Genomic DNA, 22,857 nt, shown 5'->3' with positions numbered 1-22,857 from the left:
CACGGTACGCCGATTTAGTTTTTCATGCTGTGATTCAGCTTACACTTAGCGTTTTGGTTTGGAGGCGGCAAAAATGCTGTCGGTGGTCGGATCGCTTACATAATGATTCGGATCGTACTGAGGAATGAAATTCACTTTTTCGGCATCCCAGGCCTCGGCCAGGCAAGCCGCTGTTACGTGGTTATCGCCATCACAGGCGGCAATGCGGCCTGCTGAATAATAAATGCCTGTTCCCATTAAGGCCGCCGCGGCGACGGCGCTGCACACAATACTCTTTTTCATCTCTCTGACTATGCCCGGTTTTACAACGGCGCGGATCCTCGCACGTTACCCCGGGCATGTCAAAACTGCCGCGCGGCGCGGCAGTTTTGTCCCCTACCCCAAAGGGAGTAATCAGTGCTTAATCATGACATGCCGCACCACGGTATAATCCTCCAGACCGTACATCGACATATCCTTGCCGTAGCCTGACAGTTTTTGCCCACCATGCGGCATTTCGCTGACCAGCATAAAGTGGGTGTTGACCCAGGTGCAGCCGTACTGCAAGCGCGCGCTCAAGCGATGCGCGCGGCCAACATCCTGCGTCCACACCGATGAAGCCAGCCCATATTGTGAATCGTTAGCCCATGCCAGCACCTGCTCTTCACTGTCAAAGACGGTCACGCTGACAACCGGGCCAAACACTTCACATTGGACGATATCATCCTCCTGGTGAGCGCCCGCCAGCAGCGTTGGCTGGAAATAGAACCCTTTCCCCGCCACCTTTTCACCGCCGGTTACCACTTTGACGTGCGGTAAGGCTTTGGCGCGCGCGACGGCATCGCTAACGCGCGTGAGGTGTGCCTGGGAGCTCAACGGCCCCAGTTCGGTGCTCTCATCTTCCGGCGCCCCCACCTTCAGGCTTGCCACCGCCGCGCCAAGTCTGGCGACCAGCCGGTCGTAAACGCCCCGCTGCGCGTAGATACGACAGGCGGCGGTACAATCCTGCCCCGCGTTATAGAAACCAAAGGTTCTGACCCCCTCAATAACCGCATCAATATCGGCATCATCAAAGACGATCACCGGCGCTTTCCCACCCAGTTCCATATGGGTGCGCTTAATCGAGGACGCCGTGTGCGCCAGAATATGCTCGCCGGTGGCAATCGAGCCCGTCAGCGAAACCATCCGCACCTTCGCATGCCCGGTCAGCGGATCGCCCACGGTTTGGCCGCGACCAAACAGCACGTTCAGTACACCTGCCGGGAAGATATCTTTCGCCAGCTCAGCCAGCGTCAGCGCCGTGAGCGGCGTGATCTCAGAAGGTTTCAGCACCACGCAGTTACCCGCCGCCAGCGCCGGAGCCAGCTTCCACGCTGCCATCATTAGCGGATAGTTCCACGGCGCGATCGACGCCACCACGCCAATCGGATCCCGGCGAATCATTGAGGTATGGCCTTCCAGATACTCCCCGGCAGCCAGCCCGTTCAGGCAGCGCGCTGCACCGGCGAAGAAGCGGAACACATCCACCACCGCCGGGATTTCGTCGTTCACCACGCAGTGCAGCGGCTTGCCGCAGTTGAGCGATTCGAGCCGGGCGAAGGTCTCCGCATGCGCTTCAATAACGTCTGCCAGTTTTAACAAACACTCCGACCGCTGTTTCGGCGTCGTTTGCCCCCACTGAACAAATGCGCGGTCGGCGGCATTCACCGCTGCGTCAACCTGAGTGGCCGAAGCCTCGGTAATCGTCAGCAGGATCTCGCCCGTCGCCGGGTTATAGACCGGCTGCGCGTCGCCTTCACCGGCCACCAGTTCACCGTTAATCAGTAACTTATGTTGCATAGCATGATCCTGTTTTAGTTAAATGTCGTCCCACCGCCAGCGGCTGTTTCGTCTTCGCGCGTCAGCCACCACGCCCCTAAAATCGGTATCATCGTCAGCACCATCACCAGCAGTGCTACTACGTTGGTCACCGGCACATCCCGTGGTCGGCCCAATTGGTTCAGCAACCACAGCGGCAACGTACGCTCGTGGCCTGCGGTAAACGTGGTGACGATAATTTCATCAAACGACAGCGCAAACGCCAGCATGCCTCCTGCCAGCAGCGCCGAGCCAAGGTTCGGCAGCACCACATGGCGGAAGGTTTGCCAGCCGTTGGCGCCGAGATCCATTGACGCCTCCACCAGGCTCCATGATGTACGGCGAAAGCGGGCAATCACGTTGTTAAAAACCACCACCACGCAAAAGGTCGCGTGACCAATCACGATAGTGAGCAGCCCCGGCTCCAGATTCACCGTCTTAAACGCCGTCAGCAGCGCCAGCCCCGTGACAATGCCGGGTAAAGCGATGGGAAGGAGCAGCAACAGCGATATCGCGCTTTTACCAAAGAAATCCCGCCGCCAGAGCGCTGCTGCAGCAAGCGTGCCAAGTACCAGCGCAATCGCCGTCGACAGGGCGGCTATTTTAAGTGACAGTGTCACGGCCTCGTAGATATCGCTGCGCCCTGCCGCTTCGCTAAACCAGCGCAGCGTCAGGCCCTGCGGCGGAAAGCTGAAGGCGGCGTCTTCGGTGTTGAACGCGTATAGCGCAATAATCACCAACGGAAAATGGAGAAAAATCACCCCGCCACAGGCGGCGATTTTGAGAAACCACGGTGCGCGATCAGAGTGCATCAAACGCTCCCAGACGTTTCACGAACGCCAGATAGAGGGCAATCAGCACGATGGGAACAAGGGTAAACGCCGCCGCCATCGGCATATTGCCGATCGCCCCCTGCTGGGAATAAACCATATTGCCGATAAAATACCCCGGAGGCCCCACCAGCTGCGGGACGATAAAGTCTCCAAGGGTTAGCGAGAAAGTGAAAATCGACCCCGCGGCAATCCCTGGAATCGCCAGCGGCAATACCACATGGCGGAAAGTCTGGCGCGGCAGCGCGCCAAGGTCCGCTGAAGCCTGCAGCAGCGATCCGGGAATGCGCTCCAGCGCAGCCTGTACAGGCAGGATCATAAAGGGCAGCCAGATATAAACGAACACCAGAAAGCGCCCCAGCCCCGACGTCGAAAGGGTATTCCCCCCGATCCCCGGTAGCGTCAGCACAGCCGCCAGCACCGGCTGCAAGCCCAGATGGCTAAGGAACCACTGCGCGACGCCGTCCTTCGCCAGCAGTAGCGTCCACGCGTAGGCTTTCACAATATAGCTGGCCCACATCGGCAGCATCACCGCCACGTAAAAGAAGGCCTTCTGTTTACCGCGGGTATAGCGCGCCATATACCACGCCATCGGAAAGGCCAGCAGCGCACTGGCGACGGTTACCGCCAGCGCCATAACCAGCGTTCGTAGAATGATGTCGTAGTTGGCTGGGTTAAATAGCGCATAGAGGTTTGCCAGTGTGAGCGTAGGCGTGACCGACATGGTGAAGTCATCGAAAGTGTAGAAGCCCTGCCACAACAGCGTGAGCAGTGAGCCAAAATAGACGATGCCAAACCACATCAGCGGCCCGAGCAGTAACAGGAACAGCCCTAACGTCGGCTTACGCCAGAACAGACCGGATATTTTCCCGGCATTGCGGGCAGGAGGAACAGGGGACATGCTCATCTCCATTCACCTCCCTCCATCCAACGCCACCATGGCAGCTCGCGGCCAGGAAGCCAGTACTTCGCCGCCGACCGTTGGCCCTTCAGCATTTAGCCCGACGGAGAAGTTTGGCTGGCTGACCAGCAGCCGATCGCCGCTTTCCAACAGCAATTCATAGCGCGTCGCCGCGCCTTGATACTGCACCGCCTGCACCCGGCCTTTCACCTCTACTTCACCACCTTCATTCAGACGAATATGTTCAGGGCGCAGTGCCCAGTTTCCGCTCATGCCGCACAACGTTTCGGCCATAGCCGGATTAAACACGTTCGACGTCCCCACAAAGCTGGCCACAAACGGCGTACGTGGCCGCAGATACAACGCGCGCGGCGTATCGACCTGTTCAATGCGCCCGCTGTTAAACACCGCCACCCGGTCGGACATCGACAACGCTTCGCCCTGATCGTGGGTCACGAAGATAAAGGTGATGCCAAGCTCCTGCTGGAGCTTTTTCAGTTCGAACTGCATCTGTTCACGCAGCTTAAGATCCAGCGCGCCCAGCGGCTCATCAAGCAGCAGCACGCGCGGTTCATTCACCAGCGCACGGGCGATCGCCACCCGCTGACGCTGCCCGCCGGAAAGCTGCGAGGGTTTTCGCATCGCGACAAACCCCAGCGCCACCTTTTCTAGCGCCTGCGCGGCTTTAGTCTGCCGCTCTTTCTTGCCCACCCCTTTAACCATGAGTCCGTAGGCAACGTTATCGAGCACTGACATATGCGGAAACAGCGCGTAATCCTGAAAAACGGTATTGACGTCACGCTCCCACGGGGGAAGTTCGCTGGCATGACGTCCAAAAATCGAAATCGCGCCGCCGGACAGTTGTTCAAACCCGGCAATCAGGCGCAGGCAGGTGGTTTTGCCGGAGCCTGACGGCCCCAGCATAGAAAAGAACTCGCCGTCATGGATGGCAATACTCACGCCATCCACCGCCCGAACGTCGCCATAAAACCGCGAGACGTCATGAAACTCGACTGCATAGGTCATGATGAGCTCCCGACTGATTAACGACCGCCCATAATCGCAATGTAGTCCTGCGTCCAGCGGCTATAGGGGACATATTTGCCGCCTTCAGCAATCGGGGTTTTCCAGAAGGCAATCTTGTCGAAGAAGCTGTAGCCATTGGTTTCACAACCTTTGTCGCCGAGCAACGTACTGGCTTTACATCCTTCAGCCACCACCGGCAGCGAGCCAAACCAGGCCGCGACATCTCCCTGGACTTTTGGCGTTAACGACCAGTTCATCCATTTGTAGGCACAGACCGGATGTTTAGCGTCAGCATGGAGCATGGTGGTATCCGCCCACCCGGTCACGCCCTCCTTCGGGAACACCGTGGCAATCGGCTGACCTTCGCCTTTCAGGCCATTAGCTTGATACGGCCAGGCGCTGGACGCGACCACGCCTTCGTTTTTAAAGTCGCTCATTTGCACCGTGGTATCGTGCCAGTAGCGGTGAATCAAGGCATGCTGATCGCGCAGGACCTTAAGCACGGCCTGATATTGTTCTTCAGTGAGCTGGTAAGGATCGCTAATCCCCAGCTGCGGCTGCGTCGCTTTGACAAACAGCGCCGCATCGGCAATGTAAATCGGGCCATCATAAGCCTGCACGCGCCCCTGATTCGTCTTGCCATCCGGTAGATCCTGCTTCACAAAGACCACGCTCCAGGAGTCTGGCGGCGTAGGAAACGTTTTGGTGTTGTACATCAGCAGGTTTGGTCCCCACTGATAGGGCGTACCGTAGACTTTTCCGTCAACGTTAAACCAGGCGCCTTTGGCGAGCCTCGGGTCAAGCGTTTTCCAGTTTTCGATAAGCGCGGTATTAATCGGTTGCACGCGTTTCCCCATAATCAGGCGTAGCGAGGCATCACCGGATGCGGTGACCAGGTCATAGCCGCCTTTTGCCATCAGGCTGACCATTTCGTCCGAGGTAGCCGCCGTTTTGACGTTCACCTGACAGCCGCTCTCTTTTTCGAACGCGGTCACCCAGTCATACTGTTTGTCGGTCTGACCACGTTCGACGTACCCCGGCCAGGCAATAATATCCAGCCGCCCTTCGCCCTTTCCCAGCGATGTCGGCGGTTCGGCGGCGTGGGCCGTGGCGATCGTCACGACCAGCGCGCACAGGCTGCTGTGGGCAAATTTCTTGCTCATAAAGTTTTTACTCCTGTCACAATGAAATGGAGCGGCAGCCGTGCCGTTAAAAATATCTCCCTGTTTAAAAATAGACGTCACTAAGGCACTCACCTGCGCCGCAGATAAAAATTTGCACAGGTTGTGACAAAGGGCGCATTCCGCAAAATGAATGAGTTGATGCTGATAATATGGATTATAGACAAGGAGTTACCAGCCAGGAGCGCTATGCGTATTTCCTATGACCGGTGCAATGAAATATCCCCTTAATTAGCATGAATATTATTAAGGGGATAATCTGGAATAAGCGTTTGTGATTAATTCAGCATCTGGCGAATAAGTTTACCGAGGGTTTCCACCGCATGGTCTTCTCTTTCTCCCCAGCCCCAGGCGGTATTAAAACGAAAGAATGACGCCCAGTTGTCAGTCGTTGAAAACATTTTGCCCGGCGCAATGCTGATCTGATGTTCCAGCGCGCGTGTGCTTAACGTTCCAGCATCCATTCCCGCCGGCAGTTCCAGCCAGAGAAAATAGCCGCTGTCATTGTGATGAATACGCACTTCAGACGGAAGCGAACGCATCAGCGACTGCCACGCCATCTGTTTTCGTTCCGCTAGCTGACGACGCAGGCGCCGCAGATGCGCGTCATAACGCTTGGTCGCCAGATAATCGACCAACGCCAGCTGCATTGGCGAACTGGTGGAAAGCGTACTCATCAGTTGTAAATGCTGAATGCGGCGAGCGTGCTTGCCCGCCGCAACCCAACCGATGCGGAACCCCGGCACCAGACACTTAGAAAACGAGCTACAGTGCAGCGTCATATCCTGCTTGTCCCATGCTTTCGCGGGCAACGGCTTTTCGCGGCCAAAATAGAGTTCGCTGTAGACATCATCTTCAATCAGCGTGACGTTATACGCAGTGAGGATCTCAATCAGTCGCGCCTTTTTCTCCGGCGTCAGCGTAAAGCCTAGTGGATTCTGGCTGTTGGTCATCAGCCAGCAGGCCTTTACCGGATAATGTTGCAACGCCTGTACCAGCGCATCGAGATCGATCCCCTCTTTCACATCGGTCGCTATCGACAGCGCCTTTAGCTTCAGCCGCTCTAACGCCTGTAACGCGCCGTAAAAACATGGGTTCTCCACGATAACCCAGTCGCCGGGCTCCGTGACCGCCTGCAGGCTCAGGTTTAGCGCCTCCAGCGCCCCGGCGGTAATGACAATCTCATCCGGCGAAATGGTCATTCCCTGTAATGCGTAGCGACGTGCAATTGCATGTCGCAGTTCATCGTTACCCGGCGGCAGGTTTTCAATCACGCTCATGGCCGTCGCGGTTTTACTTACCTGAGCCAGTGAGCGGTTCAGCTGCGGCAATGGAAAAAGACGCGGGTCAGGAAACGCCGAGGCAAACGGCAGCACCGCCGCATTGCGGCTGGCCTGCAGGACCTCGAATATATAGGTGTTAATGTCAACGGCGTTATCAGGCATAACCTGTGGCGCAGAGGCCGCGGCACGCGGTGAAACAGGGTGTGGCGCGACATAGTAACCAGACTGCGGGCGCGCGACGATTCTTCCCTGGCTCTCCAGCAGTTGATAAGCATGACTGACCGTCATAAAACTCATCCCACTGTTGACCACCTGCTCGCGAAGCGAAGGCAGCTTATCACCCGGTTGCCATACCCCGTGGGCGATCTGTTCCGTCATTTGCGCAGCAAGACGCTGGTACTTTTTCATGATCAATTCCGCTAACTCTGTCTTACCAGCATTTTATATCAGCGTTAAAAAAAATGCATTTTTATGTAACTGATATGAGTTTCAAACAGTGAACGCCCAGCGGGTTTACATAACATAACGTCATTAGCATCAGTAAACTGTTATCAATTAAAACACCCAGACTGTTTCTGCAACCCAAACCACAAGCTTCGTACAATCGCCGGGAGATATTTATTCCCCCGGAGTCAGCATGTTCGATCTTGATGCGTTTCACCTCGCGCGAATTCAATTTGCCTTTACCGTTTCGTTTCACATCATCTTCCCCGCCATCACGATTGGCCTGGCAAGCTATCTGGCGGTGCTGGAAGGGCTATGGCTTAAAACCCGCAACCCAGTCTGGCGCTCGCTGTACCAGTTCTGGTCAAAGATCTTCGCCGTTAACTTCGGCATGGGGGTCGTTTCTGGCCTAGTGATGGCCTATCAGTTTGGTACCAACTGGAGCGGCTTCTCACAGTTTGCCGGCAGTATTACCGGCCCGTTACTGACCTACGAGGTGCTGACCGCTTTCTTCCTTGAGGCGGGTTTTCTTGGCGTGATGCTGTTCGGCTGGAACCGTGTCGGGCCGGGCCTGCACTTTTTTGCCACCTGCATGGTCGCCCTGGGAACGATCATCTCTACCTTCTGGATCCTCGCCTCCAATAGCTGGATGCAGACCCCGCAGGGGTATGAAATCGTCAACGGTCAGGTCGTTCCGGTGGACTGGTTCGCGGTGGTGTTTAACCCATCCTTCCCATATCGACTCCTGCACATGTCTATCGCCGCGTTCCTGAGCAGCGCGCTGTTCGTTGGGGCGTCGGCGGCCTGGCATCTGCTGCGCGGCAACACGTCGCCTGCCATACGCGTCATGTTTTCCATGTCATTGTGGATGACGCTCATTGTCGCCCCCATTCAGGCGATGGTCGGCGATATGCACGGTCTTAACACCCTCAAACATCAGCCGGCAAAAATTGCCGCCATTGAAGGCCACTGGGAGAACCCGCCGGGAGAACCGACGCCGCTACTGCTGTTCGGTTGGCCGGATATGGAACAGGAACGTACCCGTTATGGACTGGAGATCCCCGCGCTCGGCAGCCTGATCCTCACCCATAGTCTGGACAAACAGGTTCCTGCGTTGAAGGAGTTTGCCAAAGAAGACCGACCAAACTCGACAATCGTCTTCTGGTCATTCCGCATCATGGCCGGGTTGGGCATGCTGATGCTGCTGCTCGGGGTTGTCGCGCTGTGGCTGCGCAAGAAGCAAACCCTCTATACCTCGCGTCCGTTCCTGTGGTTTGCACTGCTGATGGGGCCATCCGGTCTGGTGGCGATCCTCGCCGGCTGGGTGACCACGGAAGTGGGCCGCCAGCCGTGGGTGGTTTATGGTTTGCAACGCACAGCAGACGCGGTTTCCGCACATGGTGACCTGCATATGAGCATCAGCCTGTTGACCTTCTTCATCGTGTACAGCTCGGTCTTTGGCGTGGGCTACAGCTACATGGTGCGTCTGATTCGCAAAGGGCCGCAGCCTTTTAACCCTGAACCACACGGTACGCCAGCACGTCCGCTCTCTGCCGCTATTGAGCCACAACAATCTAAGGAGGAGCGCGCATGAGCCTCGATCTGTCCATTATCTGGTTTGTGATTATCGTCTTTGCCACCCTGATGTACATCGTGATGGATGGCTTTGACTTAGGGATCGGCATTCTGTTCCCCTTCACCGAAAGCGCTCAACAACGCGACGTGATGGTGAACAGCGTCGCCCCGGTGTGGGATGGCAACGAAACCTGGCTGGTACTCGGCGGCGCAGGATTATTCGGCGCGTTTCCGCTGGCCTATGCGGTGATCATCGACGCGTTAACGATTCCGCTTTCACTCATGCTGGTGGGGCTAATTTTCCGTGGCGTCGCCTTTGAGTTTCGCTTTAACGCCACGCCCTCTCATCGCCCGTTCTGGGACAAGGCGTTTATGGGCGGTTCCATTCTGGCGACCTTCTGCCAGGGGATCGTCGTGGGTGCGGTAATCAACGGTTTCCAGGTCACCGACCGCGCTTACAGCGGCGGCGCTTTCGACTGGCTGACGCCATTTACACTGTTTTGTGGCGTTGGGCTGGTTATCGCTTACGCGCTGCTGGGTGCCAGCTGGCTGGTGATGAAAAGCGAAGACGCGCTGCAAGCCTGTATGCGACGCGCCGCGCGCGGGCTGCTGCTGGCGCTGCTGGCCGTGATCGCTTGCATCAGCCTGTGGACCCCGCTGCTGCATTCATCCATCGCCACGCGCTGGTTCAGCTTGCCCAATCTCTATTATTTGCTGCCCGTACCGCTGCTGGTACTCGCCGTCAGCGCGCTGCTGTGGCGTCATCTGGGACAGACTGAAAGCCACGTGCCGCCGTTCATTCTGACGCTGGCGCTCGTCTTTCTCGGTTTCAGCGGGTTGGGCATCAGTATCTGGCCGGCCATTATACCGCCGTCTATCACCCTGTGGCAGGCTGCCGCACCGGTACAAAGTCAGGAGTTTATGCTGATTGGCGCGATATTTATCATTCCAGTGATCCTGGTGTACACCTTCTGGAGCTACTACGTTTTCCGCGGAAAAGTGCCGCAAAATGAGGGGTACCACTGATGAAAAATCGCTGGATGTCGCGAATATTCTGGCTGGTTACATTGTGGGGAGGCAGCGTACTGGCGCTGGCGGTGGTGGGGAGTTTATTTCGTATACTGATGACCGCTGCCGGTTTTAAATCCTGAGAGAACAATCAGATACCTTTCTTTTTTCTCCCCCCAGAGAAATCCTAATTCTCTGGGGCTTCACATTTCCTCCACTTTTTATTGGTCAACTACCCCCACTGCACTAAGCAATGTATGGAGTACATGATGAAGAAAATTATCGCACTGTCTGCTTTCCTGGCAATGGGTCTGTGTTCAACGGCGTTCGCCGCCGATCATCAGGAACCGCCGAAAAAACCACCGGTAGAACAACAGCATAATGGTCAACCACCGCGGGAGAACAAAGGACCACAGCAGCACGATGGCAAAGGCCAACCGCCGCGCGACAATAAAGGTTCGCAGCACGATGGCAAAGGTCAGCCGCCGCACGACAATAAAGGTCCGCAGCATGATGGCAAAGGCCAACCGCCGCATGACAATAAAGGTCCGCAGCAGGATGGTAAGGGCCAACCGCCAAAACACGACGGCGACAATAAACTGCCACCACCAAACGGTCAGCATAACTAACTAAAAAAGGCCGGAGAGCGTAATCGCTTTCCGGCCTTTTTCGTTACTCGCGGGGCCGCGTTGCTGCTCGCAGACGGACTACAAAGGTGCGTTTTTACGCTTTGGCAGCGTTTTCAGCAGATCGTCAGGGCTTACCGACGCCACCACGCTCCCCGGCAGGGGCATTTTCAAAATGTGATTTTTGATTTTGCCAATCACGTGCATTTCACATGGGCGACAATCAAACTTCAGCGTCAGCACTTCATCACCGTTAATCAGCTGCATCGGCGTCGCCTTCCAGCTTTTAATCGATCCTTTTGCCTGCTTCGGACACAGATTGAACGCAAAACGTAGGCAGTGCTTGGTGATCATCACCGGGACATCGCCCTTCTCTTCATGCGCTTCATACGCGGCATCGATCAACTGCACGCCATAGCGGTGATAAAACTCGCGCGCTTTATGGTTGTAGACGTTCGCCAGGAAGCTGAGATGGCTTTCCGGATAAACCAGTGCCGGGCTGGCAACGGCTTTACGGCTACCGCGAACATAGGCGTTGAGACGCGCCCGATCGAGCAAATCGACGGTTTCACGGCGCAGCTGGTTGAGCTGGCTGTTGGGGACAAACAACGCTTCCGGCAGCATCACATCAACGTTCCGCGCGTAGTACAGCGTTTGCCCGAGTTTAGCGACGCCGTCATGCAACTGAGTGAGCGCTTTATCAGCGTTGTTCGCCGTCGCAAACTCGCCGTCTAAGGTGTGGGTCACCGTGACGCCATCTTCACTGGTCAGCGTCAGCACCAGCTGTTCCTGCCAGCCAGAAAGCTCGATATCCACTGCGATACGACGCTCGCTGGAAGTTTTCAGCAGCGCCTGCTGCCAGTTATGGTCGAGGTTACGGTTCAGCACCTGATGCGGTCGCGCCTTATGCAGGTCCGCCGGCATTTCGTTCGGCCAAACGCGATAGCGATTTTCGCCGATTTTTTCCACCGTATTGGCACGAAAACCGACGACTTCACGTTTGATCAGCACATTCAGGCCATCGCCGTTCGCCAGCGGTTCGCTCACCTCAACATCCAACGTCTCTTTGTTGACCTTCAGCACTTCCCCCACTGGCAGACCAACAAACTTCGGTGAGTCGAAGGCGCCGATGTTCATCTGCCGCTGGTTGACGAAGTAGTCCGTGCTGCCGCGATGGAAGGTTTTATCGGTCGACGGAACAAAGAAATGTTCGGTACGTCCCGCGGAAGCGCGAGCTAAATCACCGCGTTCTTCAATAATGGCGTCAAGCATCTGGCGATAATGGGCGGTGATGTTCTTCACGTAGCTCATATCTTTGTAGCGGCCTTCAATCTTGAAGGAGCGCACGCCTGCATCAATCAGCGCACCCAGGTTGGCGGTCTGATCGTTGTCTTTCATCGACAACAGGTGTTTTTCAAAGGCGACCACGCGTCCCTGATCATCTTTCAGGGTATACGGCAGTCGACAGGCCTGAGAGCAATCGCCGCGGTTGGCGCTACGCCCGGTCTGAGCATGCGAGATATTACACTGGCCGGAATAAGCCACGCACAGCGCACCGTGGATAAAGAACTCGATGGTGGCATCGGTGGCCTCGTGAATCGCTCTGATCTGCTGAAGATTCAGTTCGCGCGCCAGCACGATCTGACTAAATCCGACATCGGAGAGAAATTTAGCCTTTTCTACGCTGCGGATATCACATTGCGTACTGGCGTGGAGCTCAATGGGGGGAATATCCAGCTGCAAAATTCCCATATCCTGCACGATCAGCGCATCAACGCCCGCGTCATACAGGTTGGTAATCAGCTTTTGCGCCGGTTCGAGCTCATCATCATGCAGGATGGTATTCAGCGTAATAAAAATTTTGGCGCCAAATTTATGGGCAAACGGCACCAGTTCGGCGATATCCTGCAAGCTATTGCTGGCGTTATGGCGTGCGCCAAAACCGGGACCGCCAATATAAACGGCATCAGCGCCGTGCAGAATGGCTTCGCGGGCAATTGCCGTATCGCGTGCCGGGCTAAGAAGTTCAAGATGAGCGTTTTGCTGGCGCATACAGTCGGAGTTATCCAGTAGGGTCACAAAATGGCGGCTATTGTAGCCAGAAGCTGCGATAGACGAAAACAGTTTCCATCGCTTCTGCGCCGCGGTTAGCTGAATTTCGGCAACCTATTGCCGAAATGGTCATTTCCGCTTGCATCATCAATAGGTTAGAGTCAGCCCCGTATTCCGGACTTTCCTCGTAACGGCCACGTTATGGTTCATTGTCGTGATTTGCCGCAGGCCTGCCTGCGGCTTTTTCTTTTGGGTAATGAATAATAGAGTGGAAATGCACGGTTTGCTCGCCGCTGTTGCGATAAGCGTGCGGGAGATCGCCCGCAAACCGAAGCCCTTCTCCCGCCTCAAGGCGACGCCATTCCCCCTGAATGCACATATCCAACTGGCCGCCGATCACCACCACATGTTCAATCACCCCTTTTTCATGCGGAGTCGATTCGCTTAGTGCGCCAGGCGCCAGGGTGATCGAGAAATGGTCAAAGCACAGTTCAGGATCCCAGGGAAAGATCGGCGTCACCACCATCGCTTGCTGTTGAGGGTCGAACGACTGCTCGCCGTCTGCTTCCGTCGGGGTGATAAAAACGGAAAACGGGACGTTCAGGCCCGTGGCGATTTTCCACAGCGTCGCCACCGTGGGGCTGGATTCATTACGTTCAATCTGCCCCAGCATCGCCTTAGATACACCGGTTTCTTCTGCCAGCTTTGACAGGCTCCATGCCCGTTCCTGACGCAAATTTTTAAGCGTCGCCGCCAGATGTTGCGCAATATTCATTCGGCCTCCATGTTTTCTATCGCCAAAGTATACCTTACCTGCGCGCTATTTACGTCCGTGAAGCACAACATTGTACGTTATAACGCACAATGATATAGTGCGCGGACGCTATAACGCACAAGAGGTCATTGATATGCGCGCCGCTTTTATCCCTTTTCCTACTCTGCTGGCTGGATTTGTTGCCGTGCTGGTCGGTTATGCCAGTTCTGCCGCCATTATCTGGCAAGCCGCTGCAGCAGCAGGTGCCAACGCACAGCAAATTTCCGGCTGGATGACGGCGCTGGGTCTGGCTATGGGGATCAGCACGCTGGCACTGACGCTGTGGCGCAAGGTCCCGATTCTCACCGCCTGGTCAACCCCCGGCGCCGCGCTGCTGGTCGCTGGTTTACAGGGATCCACCCTCAATGATGCGGTAGGCATCTTTATCTTCGCCAACGCACTGATTGTCATTTGCGGGCTGACCGGTTGGTTTGCCCGGTTGATGAAGCTGATCCCCCATTCGCTGGCCGCTGCCATGCTGGCGGGAATCTTGCTGCGTTTTGGTCTTCAGGCATTTGCCACGCTACAGGGGCAACTGTTGCTGTGCGGCAGTATGCTGGTTAGCTGGCTGCTGTTTAAGGCCCTCGCGCCGCGCTATGCCGTGGTTGGCGCGCTGGTGGCGGGAATTATTGTCGCCCTGCTAAAAGGTGACGTTGTCACACAAACATCCACACTGGGATTTGTCGCGCCGCAATTTATCGCGCCCCATTTCTCACTGACGCAACTGATCAGCGTGGGTATTCCTTTCTTTCTGGTCACCATGGCTTCGCAGAACGCTCCCGGTCTCGCCACGCTTCAGGCCTCCGGCTATCGCGTGCCGGTGTCGCCGTTGATTGTGATTAGCGGCGCCTTTGGGCTGCTGCTGGCCCCCTTTGGCGTCTATTCCGTGTGTATTGCCGCCATTACCGCCGCCATTTGCCAAAGCCCGGACGCACATCCGGACCCGCAGAAACGCTGGCTTGCCGCCGCCGCTGCCGGTGTTTTCTATCTACTGGCGGGCGTATTTGGTAGCTCAATCACCGCGCTGATGGCGGCCTTACCTGTGGTGTGGATTCAAATGCTTGCCGGGCTGGCATTGCTGGGTACGCTGAGCGGCAGCCTGTTCCAGGCGCTCACTTCCGCACATGAACGCGACGCCGCGATGGTCACGTTTCTGGTCACGGCGAGCGGTATCACCCTGGCGGGGGTTGGGTCGGCGTTTTGGGGACTGGTTATCGGTGGTGCCAGCTTTGCCCTGCTATCGCGCCAGGCCCGCGCGTAGCTGCGACGGCGTGGCACCGGTCACCGCTTTAAAGCGATTACTGAAGTGGCTGGCGGAGCTAAAGCCGCAGCTTAACGCAATATCGGTTAGCGGCAGCGCGGTGTGGCGCACCAACTGTTGCGCCTTGTCCATGCGACGCTGCATCACGTATTGATGCGGGGCTAAACCTACGGACTGGCGGAACATACGCGCAAAGTGGTATTCGCTGAGTGTCGCTTGCGCAGCCAGTTCCGCAAGCGTTAAGGGATCGCCAAGATGCGCATCGATAAAGTCGAGCGTATTACGCAGGACGCCCGGAGCCAGCCCGCCCGTCACCGTCGGTAGACGCCACTGCACATTAGAGTAGTTCTGTAGTAAATGGGTAAGCAGCAGCGTGCTGGCGCTGCTGAGGGTCAACTGATTAGCCGGCTGCTGCCAGTCGCAGCCAAGCAAAAACTGGCGGTACAGCAGCGTGATTTTGGGGTCGTCACCAAAAATTTGTTCATCCAGCGTAATCGTTGCCGGACTGCGATCCCACACCTGCTCACCGACCTTACGCAGGTGCTCGTCGGTACAATAAAGATGCACAAAGGACAGATCATCACGAATATCCCACGTCGATTCACTGTCTTCGGGCATCAGGCAGAAGCGATTTGGCCCACCGCCGTTTTTCCAGCCGTAGGGCGTTTTTTGATAACTTTCATAACCATCGGCGACATACAGGCTCAGCGTGTGATGATCGCTTTGCACCGTCAGCGTATCGCGTTTGTTATACCACGCGGCAAGCTGAATGCCTGAATTGAGCGCCACGGTCTCCCGCAGAATCGCCTTCTGGCTCTGTAGTCTCTCAAACGTCGCGTAGGTGTGCGCCATTAACATTTCAGTCACGATGATAGGTAAACCCAGTCTAGGGCTTGTCACGCATGGATGCTACCTTTCTGCCCTGCCGGATATAAAAAACCGCAAGAATTTGCAAGTGTACCGCAACTCCTTGCAAGCTCTGACCGCCAGCACGCGTCACACTGCGCCTTCTATCGCTGTTATCGTTGTGAGGAACTATGAACGCGCTGCTCTATACGCTGGTCGTTGTTATCTGGGGAACCACCTGGATTGCCATTTTTTTACAGCAGGGGCCGGTGCCTGAAGCCGTCTCCATTTTCTGGCGTTTCGCTATCGCCAGCGGCACTATGCTGACAATTTTGCTGTGTCTGCGCCGCCTGCGACCGCTGGCGTTGCGCGATCACCTGTTCTGCATGGTGCAGGGCTGCTGCGTGTTTGGCTTCAACTTTCTCTGTTTTTATACCGCCGCAAAATGGATCAATACCGGGCTGGAATCGGTGATTTTCTCCATGGCAGTGCTGTTTAACGCCATCAATAGTTTTATTTTCTTTCGCCAGACGCCGCCGAAGCGCTTTTACTTTGCCGCCCTGCTCGGATTGGCTGGCATCATCACACTCTTCTGGCACGACCTGCAGGCAGTGGGCATGAGCAGTACTCTACTGGCGGGCATTTTGCTCAGCGCGCTGGGTACCTACGGCTTTTCGCTGGGCAATATGTTGAGCTTGCGCCACCAGCGGCGGGGGCTGGAAACATTGACCACTAACGCCTGGGCGATGCTCTATGGCACGATCGTTATCGGCATTGTGGCGCTGCTGCGCGGCGATGATTTTACGCCGCAGTGGACGGTGAGCTATATGGGAGCGCTGTTCTACCTCGCGCTGTTCGGTTCAGTGATTGCCTTTGGCGTCTATTTCACTCTGGTGGGGCGTATCGGCGCCAGCAACGCGGCCTACAGCACGCTGCTGTTCCCTCTGGTGGCGCTGACGCTGTCTACAATTTATGAAGGCTATCAGTGGCATGCTAATGCCATCGTTGGGCTGGTGCTCATTTTGTTGGGTAACCTGGTGATGTTCGCCAAACCACAAATCTGGCGATTACCGCTTCTCAGCCGCGCCTGAGGCCCGCTTTCCGATGCGTAACGACAGCCATACTGTATTCACTGAAAAAAAGAATATCGACAGAAGAAGAATATGACGGAAATAGTCAATACCGTCCTAATATGAATAATAAAAGGGAGACCATCACGTCTCCCCTTTTATTTGCGATAGCAATAATGGCTTATTTCTGCGACGGGTCGAATTTCACCGCATCGATGGCCATATCATCAATAACCTGTTTCAATGTATCCAGCGTCAGCTGGGCGTTAGAGTTAGACAGATCTTTGCCTTCCCCTTTACGCACCACTTTGATCACCGGCTTATTGGTGGCGGCGTCGACCAGTTCTGCCTCAAAGTACAGGTTGGTGTTCATGGTACGGTGGCCCGTCGCGGCTTCAGTGCCGGCAACAACCATCGCAATTGGAATCACTTCGTAGAACTGCAACCCTTCTTTGCTGGAGTCAACGGCAGTAATCGCACCGCGGAAGATCAGGCTATGCGGGCCCGCCTTGGTCGCCAGTGGTTTACGCTCGCTGATGGCTTTTTTCAGCTCGGTATTGGTGTAGTTCAGAATATCGGTCAGCGCTTTCTGCCCAACCTGAGTGGTCGGTTTCGGTACCGGATAGTAGGTTACCGGGTTATAGACCACGTTGGCATAATTGGCCGGTTTATAGTCCGGAGAGATCCAACGCAATTCTGTTTTCCCCGACGCCGTTGTGGCTTCTTTCAGGCCGGAATAGTCTTTTAAAAAGCCGGAATACTGCTCAGGAGTGGTGGTCTTCGATGCACAACCTGCTAATGCCAAAACGCCCACAAGGGCCGCCGCTTTGAAAAACGCTTGAGTACGCATGAGAATAATCCCTGATAAATGCACAGATGCCCGTAAGTTATAGCAAATGCATCAGGAGTTTGTCGCGACAAAAATGGAGGCGGCTCTCATTATTTATAAAAATGATTCATTATATAACGGGCTCTCGCCCGTTATATAAATAACAATTATGATTCCCTGCGCGCCAGCATCGTCGCGAAGCGTAATTTAATACGATTGCCCTTTTCATCAGTACGATGCAGTTCGCCGACGTCTTCGTTATATTTCAGCAAATTCCAACCTTTATAATAGTTTTTCAGCTCACCCGTTTTAAAGGCAAACGGGAAGCCAACCGTACAGGGGAAATCATCGGTGTCCATCGCTGCGACAATCAGATTGTAGCCGCCCGGTTTGGTGCAGCGCTGCATGTTGTCGATAAGACGCGGAATGGTATTCGCTTCAAGGAACATCATCACTACGGTAGAGAGAATAAAATCGTACTCACCGTCAAAGCTAAGCGTATTGAGATCGGTGATTGCCGCCTGCAAATTATCCAGCCCTTCCGCTTCACGAATCGACTGCAGATTCTGAATACTCATCGGGTTCTTATCCCACGCCGTTACGTCGTAGCCGTTCGCCGCCAGATAAAGGCTATTGCGCCCGTTACCGCACCCCAGATCGAGGGTTTTCCCCGGCTTAACAATAGTCGCGGCATGCACCACTTCTGAATGGGTTCGGGTCAGGCCGTATTTGTCGGTAAAGTAATTTTCATCACGAATGGTCATTGTTCATCCTTCGGTTTCATCAGTGTCGACGGTGCAACACGCGTCAAAAGTTTACCCTGAAGCAGCAACAGCAGCGTTTTTACCAGCAGCAGGCCGATCACGATATTCGTGAAAATAAAGAGCGGCAGCGCCAGATTATGGAAGAAGCCGGTTCCGCTGGCATGTCCCAGATGCAGGCCGGTAGAAGCCAGCGCGGAAATACCGAACGAGAAGCTCCAGAACGAGGCATTAAACGCCTGACGCAGATACCAGGGCATCAGGCGTAACATAAACAGCAACTGTAATAGCCCGTAGCCGAACAGCATTTTCGCGAACACATCGGCGTGTCCGCCGTTAATGCTCAACCACGCGTTACAGGCGACCAGCGCCGGTGCCAGTTGAATGCCGAGTGAGGTCCGTAACGGCACGGACAACGCGCCGCCGCTGCGCAGGCGTTGCACAATAGCGGGCTCCAGCGTTATCCATGAAATGACGCCAGCGCCCAGAAAGACCAGTCCGGCATCGTTAAACCCCAACGCTCCGCAGGCCATGGCGCTGATAAAATTGTTGGCGACGGTCGGCAGATACAATCCAGGCGTGGTGGCATCTGCCGGATGCTCGCCGCGCCACAGCCCCGCCGTTTGCCAGGCGGCGTAGCTCAATTGCAGCACCACGCCAATAATAAACAGCGCCTGCGCCAGCGGTCTCATCCACGGTGTGACGCCGATGGCGACCAGCATGGTGGTCGCCGGAAACAAACTCACAAAACTGCTGGCGATGGGGTGGCGCATCTCCAGCCAGACGCTGTAGGGAAAACGTATCGCTCGGGTGATAAAGGCCAGCGTCAACAGCGCCCACATCACAATCGCCAGTATCACCAGCCCTTCGCCAATCGCCGGGCTCAGCGGCCAGATAGTGCTGGCGTAACGCCAGGCGAAACCCATACCAATAGTGCCCAGCACCATCCCAAAATAGCCCGCAGGTAAATTCAATACCCGCTGCCCATCGGTTTTATTATGCATTTTGTTTATTTAATCAAATTTATTTAAGTTGCATTTTAAATGATTCTTTTGGCCGGCGCTAGCGCCAAAAGTCGGTCCAGAAAACGTCAGCCGTTCGCACTGCTGCGGCAGAGGATTTGCTACATTTAGTGTATCTACTTAGCTGAGGTTATCATGAAAAAATACCGTCTTAGCGACGCTTCACGCAGCGTGCAGATTGGCGAACCCGGCGCGCGGGAAAGCATCGTGATGCGGCAAATTATTGCCCTGCGGGATTTTGCCGACGTGACAGCCGGCACTCTGGGCGGCTGGGTTGATGATGAAAACGCACTGAGTCACGACGGCAACTGCTGGATTTACGATGAAAACAGCCTCGTTTACGCCGGGGCAAAGATAGAGGAAAACGCGCGGCTGATAGACTCCTGCGAAGTGAGTCATCAGGCGATTATCTGCGGCAACGCTCGCGTGCTGGCCAGCCGGATCGGTCAGGGGGCGCGCTTGAGCGGCAATGTCACGGTCGATAACGCGCGCGTACACGGTCACTGCCACCTGTTTGGCGATGCCCATATCGGCGAGGGCTGCCAGATTGTCGGGGCAAAAGGCCTGACCGCCGACAACGAACGTCTGCTGCAAATCTACGACCGCGTCCGGTTGCGCGATTGCCGGGTCGTACATCAGGCACAAATTTACGGTGATGCCAGGCTAAACCACGCCTTTGTGGAACATCGAGCGGAGATTTACGACAGCGCGCGCCTTGAAGGTAATGAGGAAAACAACATTTGGGTCTGCGACTGCGCCAAAGTTTACGGCCACGCGCGTATCATTGCCGGGCATGGCGAAGACGATATCCCCACCCTACGCTACAGCTCGCAGGTCGCGGAGAACGCCGTGATTGAAGGCAACTGCGTGCTGAAACACCACGTCCTGGTTGGCGGCAACGCCCGGCTCCGCGGCGGGCCCATTTTGCTCGACGATCACGTGCTGATTCAGGGCGATGCGCGTATCGAAGGCGATGTGCTGATCGAGTATCACATTGATATTACCGACAACGTGGTAGTCGAAGCGCTGCCTGGCGAAGCCATTCATCTGCGCGGGCGCAAAGCCATTACCGGCGCGCAGCGAATTACGCGCACCCCGCTATTTGGTGCCCTATGACCGGGTATTGTCGATAATTCGCGCGTAAATATTCTGGTCATAGAACACGCCATTCAGAAACTCTGCCTGGCGCAAGCAACCTTCCAGCTGAAAACCGTTACGTTGCGCCACCTGATTACTGCGCGGATTGTCCACCCGGCACTTAATCACAAAGCGGCGAATTTCTCCGCGTTCAGCGTAATAGCGCATAAACGCCTGCAGCGAGGCGGATAAAATGCCCTTCCCCTGCGCGGCCTCGTCCAGCCAGTAGCCGATATAACCGGTCTTGTTGGACGGTTCAATCTGGTTAAAGGAAAGCACGCCCGACATTTTCCCCTCAACAAAAATCAGGAACATTTTGGCAATGCCGCGCTGGTGCAGCATCATATTGCCCTGCACATTCTGGCGGGTGTCCTGTTCGCTTTTGACAAACTGCGGCCAGTTGAGCGTTTGCTGTAGCCAGTCGCGATTGCGCAGCACCATCTGATGCAGCTCGGCTACGTGCGACTCATTAACGGCTTCAAGGGTGATGACGTCGGAAGCGACGATCGTTTCAACACAGGTCATGTGTAGGTTCTCAGTCTAAAAGAAAACCCGGCGTCGCATGGCTCGGCCGGGTCCGGGCTTGGTTATTTCATAATACGGTCGTCAACATATTGACGTTTATCCGGCGCTGGCGGGAAGTACTGGTACAGCCAGGTTTCGCTGATGGCGTCGCCACGACAGCGCAGGAACAGGCGCATATCCACCGGGTCGGTGGAGTCTGACGTGGGATACCAGTCGAACAAAATACGGTAGCCGTCAAACGGTTCAACGTAGAGAATTTCAATCTGCTTCGCTTCACCGCTGGAAAGCGTAATCACCGGCTCAATGCCTTTCGGCGCAGCGGCTTTCAAATCGCCGCCGACAAAGTCGATCGCAAAACGGCGGGACCATTTATCCGGATAATGTTCGCCCGGCGCCCAGCCTTCCGGGAAGCTGCCCATCCCGGTGCGGGTGGCCAGTACGCGGGCTAGCGGCGAACGGACCGGCGGCATCGCGCTCCAGTATAAGCGATAGCTAAAGTTTAACTGGTCGCCCGCTTTCATCGGTTTTTCCGGCTGCCAGAAGCAGACGATGTTATCCAGCGTTTCGCCGGTCGTCGGGATCTCCATCAGGCTTACCGCCCCTTTGCCCCACTGATTGCGCGGCTCGACCCACAGGCTTGGACGCTTGTTGTACCAGCCCATCACGTCCTGATAGTGGGTGAAATCACGATCCAGCTGCAGCAGACCAAAACCTTTCGGATTCTTATCCTGGTAGGCATTGAACTGCAGTTTTTGCGGGTTGTTCAGCGGACGGCAGACCCACTCGCCGTTGCCGAGCCACATCGCCAGACGATCGGAGTCGTGGATCTGCGGGTGAATGGTGTCGCAGACGCGGCGCTCATTATTCCCGCAGCTGAACATGCTGGTCATCGGTGCGATGCCTAACTGTTTGATATCTTTGCGCGCATAGATATGGTTTTCCACATCCATAATCACCTGCGCCTTCTCGCAGTGCACCACGAATTTGTAAGCGCCGGTCACGCTGGCGCTGTCGAGCAGCGCATAAACCGTAAAGGTGGTGTCGCCTGGTTTAGCCGTTTCAAACCAGAAAGAGGTAAAGTCCGGGAACTCTTCGAGTGAGTCGGTATAGGTGTCAATCGCCAGACCGCGCGCAGACAGGCCGTACTGATAGGTGCTGTCGACCGCGCGGAAGTAGCTCGCGCCCAGGAAGGAGACGATGTCGCGACGCGCCAGTTCTGGTGCCTTAAACGCGCGGAACCCGGCGAAACCGAGGTCGGTCTGCCCTTCCAGCTGTTTGGTGTCGACGCCAGCATCGTTGTACTGGAACAGCTCCGGGCGGAAGTGAATTTCACGCGCCTGCTGGCTCGCCGGGTCGAGTGAGAACATACGTACGCGGCGACGGAAACCCATGCCCACGTGGAAGAACTGAATATCCAACTGGCGGTCTTTCACGTTATTCCACAGGGAGTGCGCCGCATCGTACTGGATGCTGTTGTAAGCCTGCGGCGTCAGATTTGCCAGCGTCTCTGGCAACGCGCGCGGAGCGCCTCCCCACGGTTGACGGGAGAGATCGTGAGCCATTGATTGCAGCACGCTGAAGTCAAAGCGACGCGTCTGGCCGTCGGCAATGTCAGACTCCTGCGCCAGCGCGGCCTGGGAGAAAAGCGATGCAAAACCGGAAGTCCCGCACACGGCGGCAACAGCCATTGAAGATTTTAGAAAGTGTCTGCGATTCATGCCTGGCAAAGCGTCCTTTTTATAGTCGGAATGCTGCAAAAAAATTACGGCGATACTGCTGCCCACTCTAGACAAAATTGACTGATAATCCAATTGGTAGCGCAAGAAAATC

Annotated in this window: 22 protein-coding genes; 7 read left to right on the top strand and 15 right to left on the bottom strand. The window is 55.7% G+C overall.

Going from position 1 to position 22,857, the window contains the following annotated elements:
* Positions 1–45: 45 nt before the first annotated feature.
* From GY169_RS11165 to GY169_RS11135, 7 genes are all read right to left on the bottom strand, one after another.
* Entirely contained in the window at positions 46–282 is a 237-nt protein-coding gene (locus tag GY169_RS11165) for a hypothetical protein (protein WP_167575775.1), read from the bottom strand.
* Positions 283–393: 111 nt separating this feature from the next.
* A complete protein-coding gene (gene patD, locus GY169_RS11160) occupies positions 394–1,818 on the bottom strand; it encodes an aminobutyraldehyde dehydrogenase (RefSeq protein WP_167575774.1) in 1,425 nt (474 codons plus the stop codon).
* A 14-nt stretch (positions 1,819–1,832) separates the two neighbouring features.
* The gene (locus GY169_RS11155; RefSeq protein ID WP_167575773.1) at positions 1,833–2,648 is read right to left on the bottom strand and encodes an ABC transporter permease; all 816 of its coding nucleotides are present in this window, start codon (positions 2,646–2,648) and stop codon (positions 1,833–1,835) included.
* Positions 2,638–3,579 carry an ABC transporter permease gene (locus GY169_RS11150; RefSeq protein WP_167575772.1) on the bottom strand — a complete coding sequence of 314 codons (942 nt, stop codon included), beginning with the start codon at positions 3,577–3,579 and terminating at the stop codon, positions 2,638–2,640. The genes GY169_RS11155 and GY169_RS11150 overlap by 11 nt, the downstream gene beginning before the upstream one ends.
* Positions 3,580–4,593, bottom strand: coding sequence for an ABC transporter ATP-binding protein (locus GY169_RS11145; RefSeq protein WP_167575771.1), 1,014 nt, complete (start codon positions 4,591–4,593; stop codon positions 3,580–3,582).
* Between the two features lie 17 nt (positions 4,594–4,610).
* Complete coding sequence (ydcS, locus tag GY169_RS11140) at positions 4,611–5,756, bottom strand: putative ABC transporter substrate-binding protein YdcS (protein WP_167575770.1); 1,146 nt, start codon at positions 5,754–5,756, stop codon at positions 4,611–4,613.
* A 296-nt stretch (positions 5,757–6,052) separates the two neighbouring features.
* Positions 6,053–7,465: a PLP-dependent aminotransferase family protein gene (locus GY169_RS11135; protein ID WP_167575769.1), complete on the bottom strand. Its 1,413-nt coding sequence runs from the start codon at positions 7,463–7,465 to the stop codon at positions 6,053–6,055.
* A 229-nt stretch (positions 7,466–7,694) separates the two neighbouring features.
* On the opposite strand from GY169_RS11135, the gene GY169_RS11130 reads away from it, so the two are divergent.
* The 4 genes from GY169_RS11130 to GY169_RS11115 all read left to right on the top strand — a co-directional run bounded on the left by GY169_RS11130 (position 7,695) and on the right by GY169_RS11115 (position 10,713).
* On the top strand, positions 7,695–9,095 hold the full coding sequence (locus tag GY169_RS11130) for a cytochrome ubiquinol oxidase subunit I (protein ID WP_167575768.1): 1,401 nt from the start codon (positions 7,695–7,697) through the stop codon (positions 9,093–9,095).
* Entirely contained in the window at positions 9,092–10,102 is a 1,011-nt protein-coding gene (cydB, locus tag GY169_RS11125; RefSeq protein ID WP_167575767.1) for a cytochrome d ubiquinol oxidase subunit II, read from the top strand. The genes GY169_RS11130 and cydB overlap by 4 nt, the downstream gene beginning before the upstream one ends.
* A complete protein-coding gene (locus tag GY169_RS11120; protein WP_167575766.1) occupies positions 10,102–10,227 on the top strand; it encodes a DUF2474 domain-containing protein in 126 nt (41 codons plus the stop codon). The genes cydB and GY169_RS11120 overlap by 1 nt, the downstream gene beginning before the upstream one ends.
* 123 nt (positions 10,228–10,350) lie before the next feature.
* Positions 10,351–10,713 carry a hypothetical protein gene (locus GY169_RS11115; RefSeq protein ID WP_223882162.1) on the top strand — a complete coding sequence of 121 codons (363 nt, stop codon included), beginning with the start codon at positions 10,351–10,353 and terminating at the stop codon, positions 10,711–10,713.
* 78 nt (positions 10,714–10,791) lie between these two features.
* On the opposite strand, the gene GY169_RS11110 is transcribed toward GY169_RS11115, so the two are convergent.
* Both GY169_RS11110 and GY169_RS11105 read right to left on the bottom strand, forming a co-directional pair.
* Entirely contained in the window at positions 10,792–12,762 is a 1,971-nt protein-coding gene (locus GY169_RS11110) for a peptidase U32 family protein (protein WP_167575765.1), read from the bottom strand.
* Between the two features lie 199 nt (positions 12,763–12,961).
* Entirely contained in the window at positions 12,962–13,537 is a 576-nt protein-coding gene (locus tag GY169_RS11105; RefSeq protein ID WP_167575764.1) for a helix-turn-helix domain-containing protein, read from the bottom strand.
* A 133-nt stretch (positions 13,538–13,670) separates the two neighbouring features.
* Between GY169_RS11105 and GY169_RS11100 the strand changes: the two genes are divergently transcribed.
* Positions 13,671–14,837, top strand: a complete 1,167-nt coding sequence (locus GY169_RS11100) for a benzoate/H(+) symporter BenE family transporter (protein ID WP_167575763.1) — start codon at positions 13,671–13,673, stop codon at positions 14,835–14,837.
* Here the strand turns inward: GY169_RS11100 and GY169_RS11095 are convergent.
* Entirely contained in the window at positions 14,814–15,689 is an 876-nt protein-coding gene (locus GY169_RS11095; RefSeq protein ID WP_167575762.1) for a helix-turn-helix domain-containing protein, read from the bottom strand. The genes GY169_RS11100 and GY169_RS11095 overlap by 24 nt on opposite strands.
* A 185-nt stretch (positions 15,690–15,874) precedes the next feature.
* On the opposite strand from GY169_RS11095, the gene GY169_RS11090 reads away from it, so the two are divergent.
* The gene (locus tag GY169_RS11090) at positions 15,875–16,774 is read left to right on the top strand and encodes a DMT family transporter (protein WP_167575761.1); all 900 of its coding nucleotides are present in this window, start codon (positions 15,875–15,877) and stop codon (positions 16,772–16,774) included.
* 160 nt (positions 16,775–16,934) lie between these two features.
* Here the strand turns inward: GY169_RS11090 and GY169_RS11085 are convergent, their stop codons facing one another.
* The 3 genes from GY169_RS11085 to tehA form a co-directional block, all read right to left on the bottom strand.
* Entirely contained in the window at positions 16,935–17,603 is a 669-nt protein-coding gene (locus GY169_RS11085; RefSeq protein WP_163446453.1) for a DUF3313 domain-containing protein, read from the bottom strand.
* Positions 17,604–17,749: 146 nt separating this feature from the next.
* Positions 17,750–18,346 carry a tellurite resistance methyltransferase TehB gene (gene tehB, locus GY169_RS11080; protein WP_167575760.1) on the bottom strand — a complete coding sequence of 199 codons (597 nt, stop codon included), beginning with the start codon at positions 18,344–18,346 and terminating at the stop codon, positions 17,750–17,752.
* Complete coding sequence (gene tehA, locus GY169_RS11075) at positions 18,343–19,347, bottom strand: dicarboxylate transporter/tellurite-resistance protein TehA (protein WP_167575759.1); 1,005 nt, start codon at positions 19,345–19,347, stop codon at positions 18,343–18,345. Before tehA ends, tehB begins: the two co-directional genes overlap by 4 nt.
* Before the next feature lie 153 nt (positions 19,348–19,500).
* Between tehA and ydcK the strand changes: the two genes are divergently transcribed.
* Positions 19,501–20,481, top strand: a complete 981-nt coding sequence (gene ydcK, locus GY169_RS11070; protein WP_167575758.1) for a YdcK family protein — start codon at positions 19,501–19,503, stop codon at positions 20,479–20,481.
* Here the strand turns inward: ydcK and rimL are convergent.
* Together rimL and GY169_RS11060 are read right to left on the bottom strand one after the other, a co-directional pair.
* Positions 20,476–21,027, bottom strand: coding sequence for a 50S ribosomal protein L7/L12-serine acetyltransferase (rimL, locus tag GY169_RS11065; protein WP_167575757.1), 552 nt, complete (start codon positions 21,025–21,027; stop codon positions 20,476–20,478). The genes ydcK and rimL overlap by 6 nt on opposite strands.
* Before the next feature lie 62 nt (positions 21,028–21,089).
* Entirely contained in the window at positions 21,090–22,745 is a 1,656-nt protein-coding gene (locus tag GY169_RS11060; protein WP_167575756.1) for a glucan biosynthesis protein D, read from the bottom strand.
* Positions 22,746–22,857 lie beyond the last annotated feature (112 nt).

Origin of the sequence: Kluyvera genomosp. 3 (assembly GCF_011765685.1) — a bacterium.
GTDB classification, from domain to species: Bacteria; Pseudomonadota; Gammaproteobacteria; order Enterobacterales; family Enterobacteriaceae; genus Kluyvera; species Kluyvera georgiana_A.
Note: the sequence above shows the minus strand (reverse complement) of the source record. Positions and strands in the feature narration are given on the sequence as shown.

What these genes read in the sequence shown, in the direction of transcription:
- GY169_RS11165 (WP_167575775.1), bottom strand. Translation starts at nt 282, where the DNA reads ATGAAAAAGAGTATTGTGTGCAGCGCCGTCGCCGCGGCGGCCTTAATG.
- patD (WP_167575774.1), bottom strand. Translation starts at nt 1,818, where the DNA reads ATGCAACATAAGTTACTGATTAACGGTGAACTGGTGGCCGGTGAAGGC.
- GY169_RS11155 (WP_167575773.1), bottom strand. Translation starts at nt 2,648, where the DNA reads ATGCACTCTGATCGCGCACCGTGGTTTCTCAAAATCGCCGCCTGTGGC.
- GY169_RS11150 (WP_167575772.1), bottom strand. Translation starts at nt 3,579, where the DNA reads ATGGAGATGAGCATGTCCCCTGTTCCTCCTGCCCGCAATGCCGGGAAA.
- GY169_RS11145 (WP_167575771.1), bottom strand. Translation starts at nt 4,593, where the DNA reads ATGACCTATGCAGTCGAGTTTCATGACGTCTCGCGGTTTTATGGCGAC.
- ydcS (WP_167575770.1), bottom strand. Translation starts at nt 5,756, where the DNA reads ATGAGCAAGAAATTTGCCCACAGCAGCCTGTGCGCGCTGGTCGTGACG.
- GY169_RS11135 (WP_167575769.1), bottom strand. Translation starts at nt 7,465, where the DNA reads ATGAAAAAGTACCAGCGTCTTGCTGCGCAAATGACGGAACAGATCGCC.
- GY169_RS11130 (WP_167575768.1), top strand. Translation starts at nt 7,695, where the DNA reads ATGTTCGATCTTGATGCGTTTCACCTCGCGCGAATTCAATTTGCCTTT.
- cydB (WP_167575767.1), top strand. Translation starts at nt 9,092, where the DNA reads ATGAGCCTCGATCTGTCCATTATCTGGTTTGTGATTATCGTCTTTGCC.
- GY169_RS11120 (WP_167575766.1), top strand. Translation starts at nt 10,102, where the DNA reads ATGAAAAATCGCTGGATGTCGCGAATATTCTGGCTGGTTACATTGTGG.
- GY169_RS11115 (WP_223882162.1), top strand. Translation starts at nt 10,351, where the DNA reads ATGATGAAGAAAATTATCGCACTGTCTGCTTTCCTGGCAATGGGTCTG.
- GY169_RS11110 (WP_167575765.1), bottom strand. Translation starts at nt 12,762, where the DNA reads ATGCGCCAGCAAAACGCTCATCTTGAACTTCTTAGCCCGGCACGCGAT.
- GY169_RS11105 (WP_167575764.1), bottom strand. Translation starts at nt 13,537, where the DNA reads ATGAATATTGCGCAACATCTGGCGGCGACGCTTAAAAATTTGCGTCAG.
- GY169_RS11100 (WP_167575763.1), top strand. Translation starts at nt 13,671, where the DNA reads ATGCGCGCCGCTTTTATCCCTTTTCCTACTCTGCTGGCTGGATTTGTT.
- GY169_RS11095 (WP_167575762.1), bottom strand. Translation starts at nt 15,689, where the DNA reads ATGGCGCACACCTACGCGACGTTTGAGAGACTACAGAGCCAGAAGGCG.
- GY169_RS11090 (WP_167575761.1), top strand. Translation starts at nt 15,875, where the DNA reads ATGAACGCGCTGCTCTATACGCTGGTCGTTGTTATCTGGGGAACCACC.
- GY169_RS11085 (WP_163446453.1), bottom strand. Translation starts at nt 17,603, where the DNA reads ATGCGTACTCAAGCGTTTTTCAAAGCGGCGGCCCTTGTGGGCGTTTTG.
- tehB (WP_167575760.1), bottom strand. Translation starts at nt 18,346, where the DNA reads ATGACCATTCGTGATGAAAATTACTTTACCGACAAATACGGCCTGACC.
- tehA (WP_167575759.1), bottom strand. Translation starts at nt 19,347, where the DNA reads ATGCATAATAAAACCGATGGGCAGCGGGTATTGAATTTACCTGCGGGC.
- ydcK (WP_167575758.1), top strand. Translation starts at nt 19,501, where the DNA reads ATGAAAAAATACCGTCTTAGCGACGCTTCACGCAGCGTGCAGATTGGC.
- rimL (WP_167575757.1), bottom strand. Translation starts at nt 21,027, where the DNA reads ATGACCTGTGTTGAAACGATCGTCGCTTCCGACGTCATCACCCTTGAA.
- GY169_RS11060 (WP_167575756.1), bottom strand. Translation starts at nt 22,745, where the DNA reads ATGAATCGCAGACACTTTCTAAAATCTTCAATGGCTGTTGCCGCCGTG.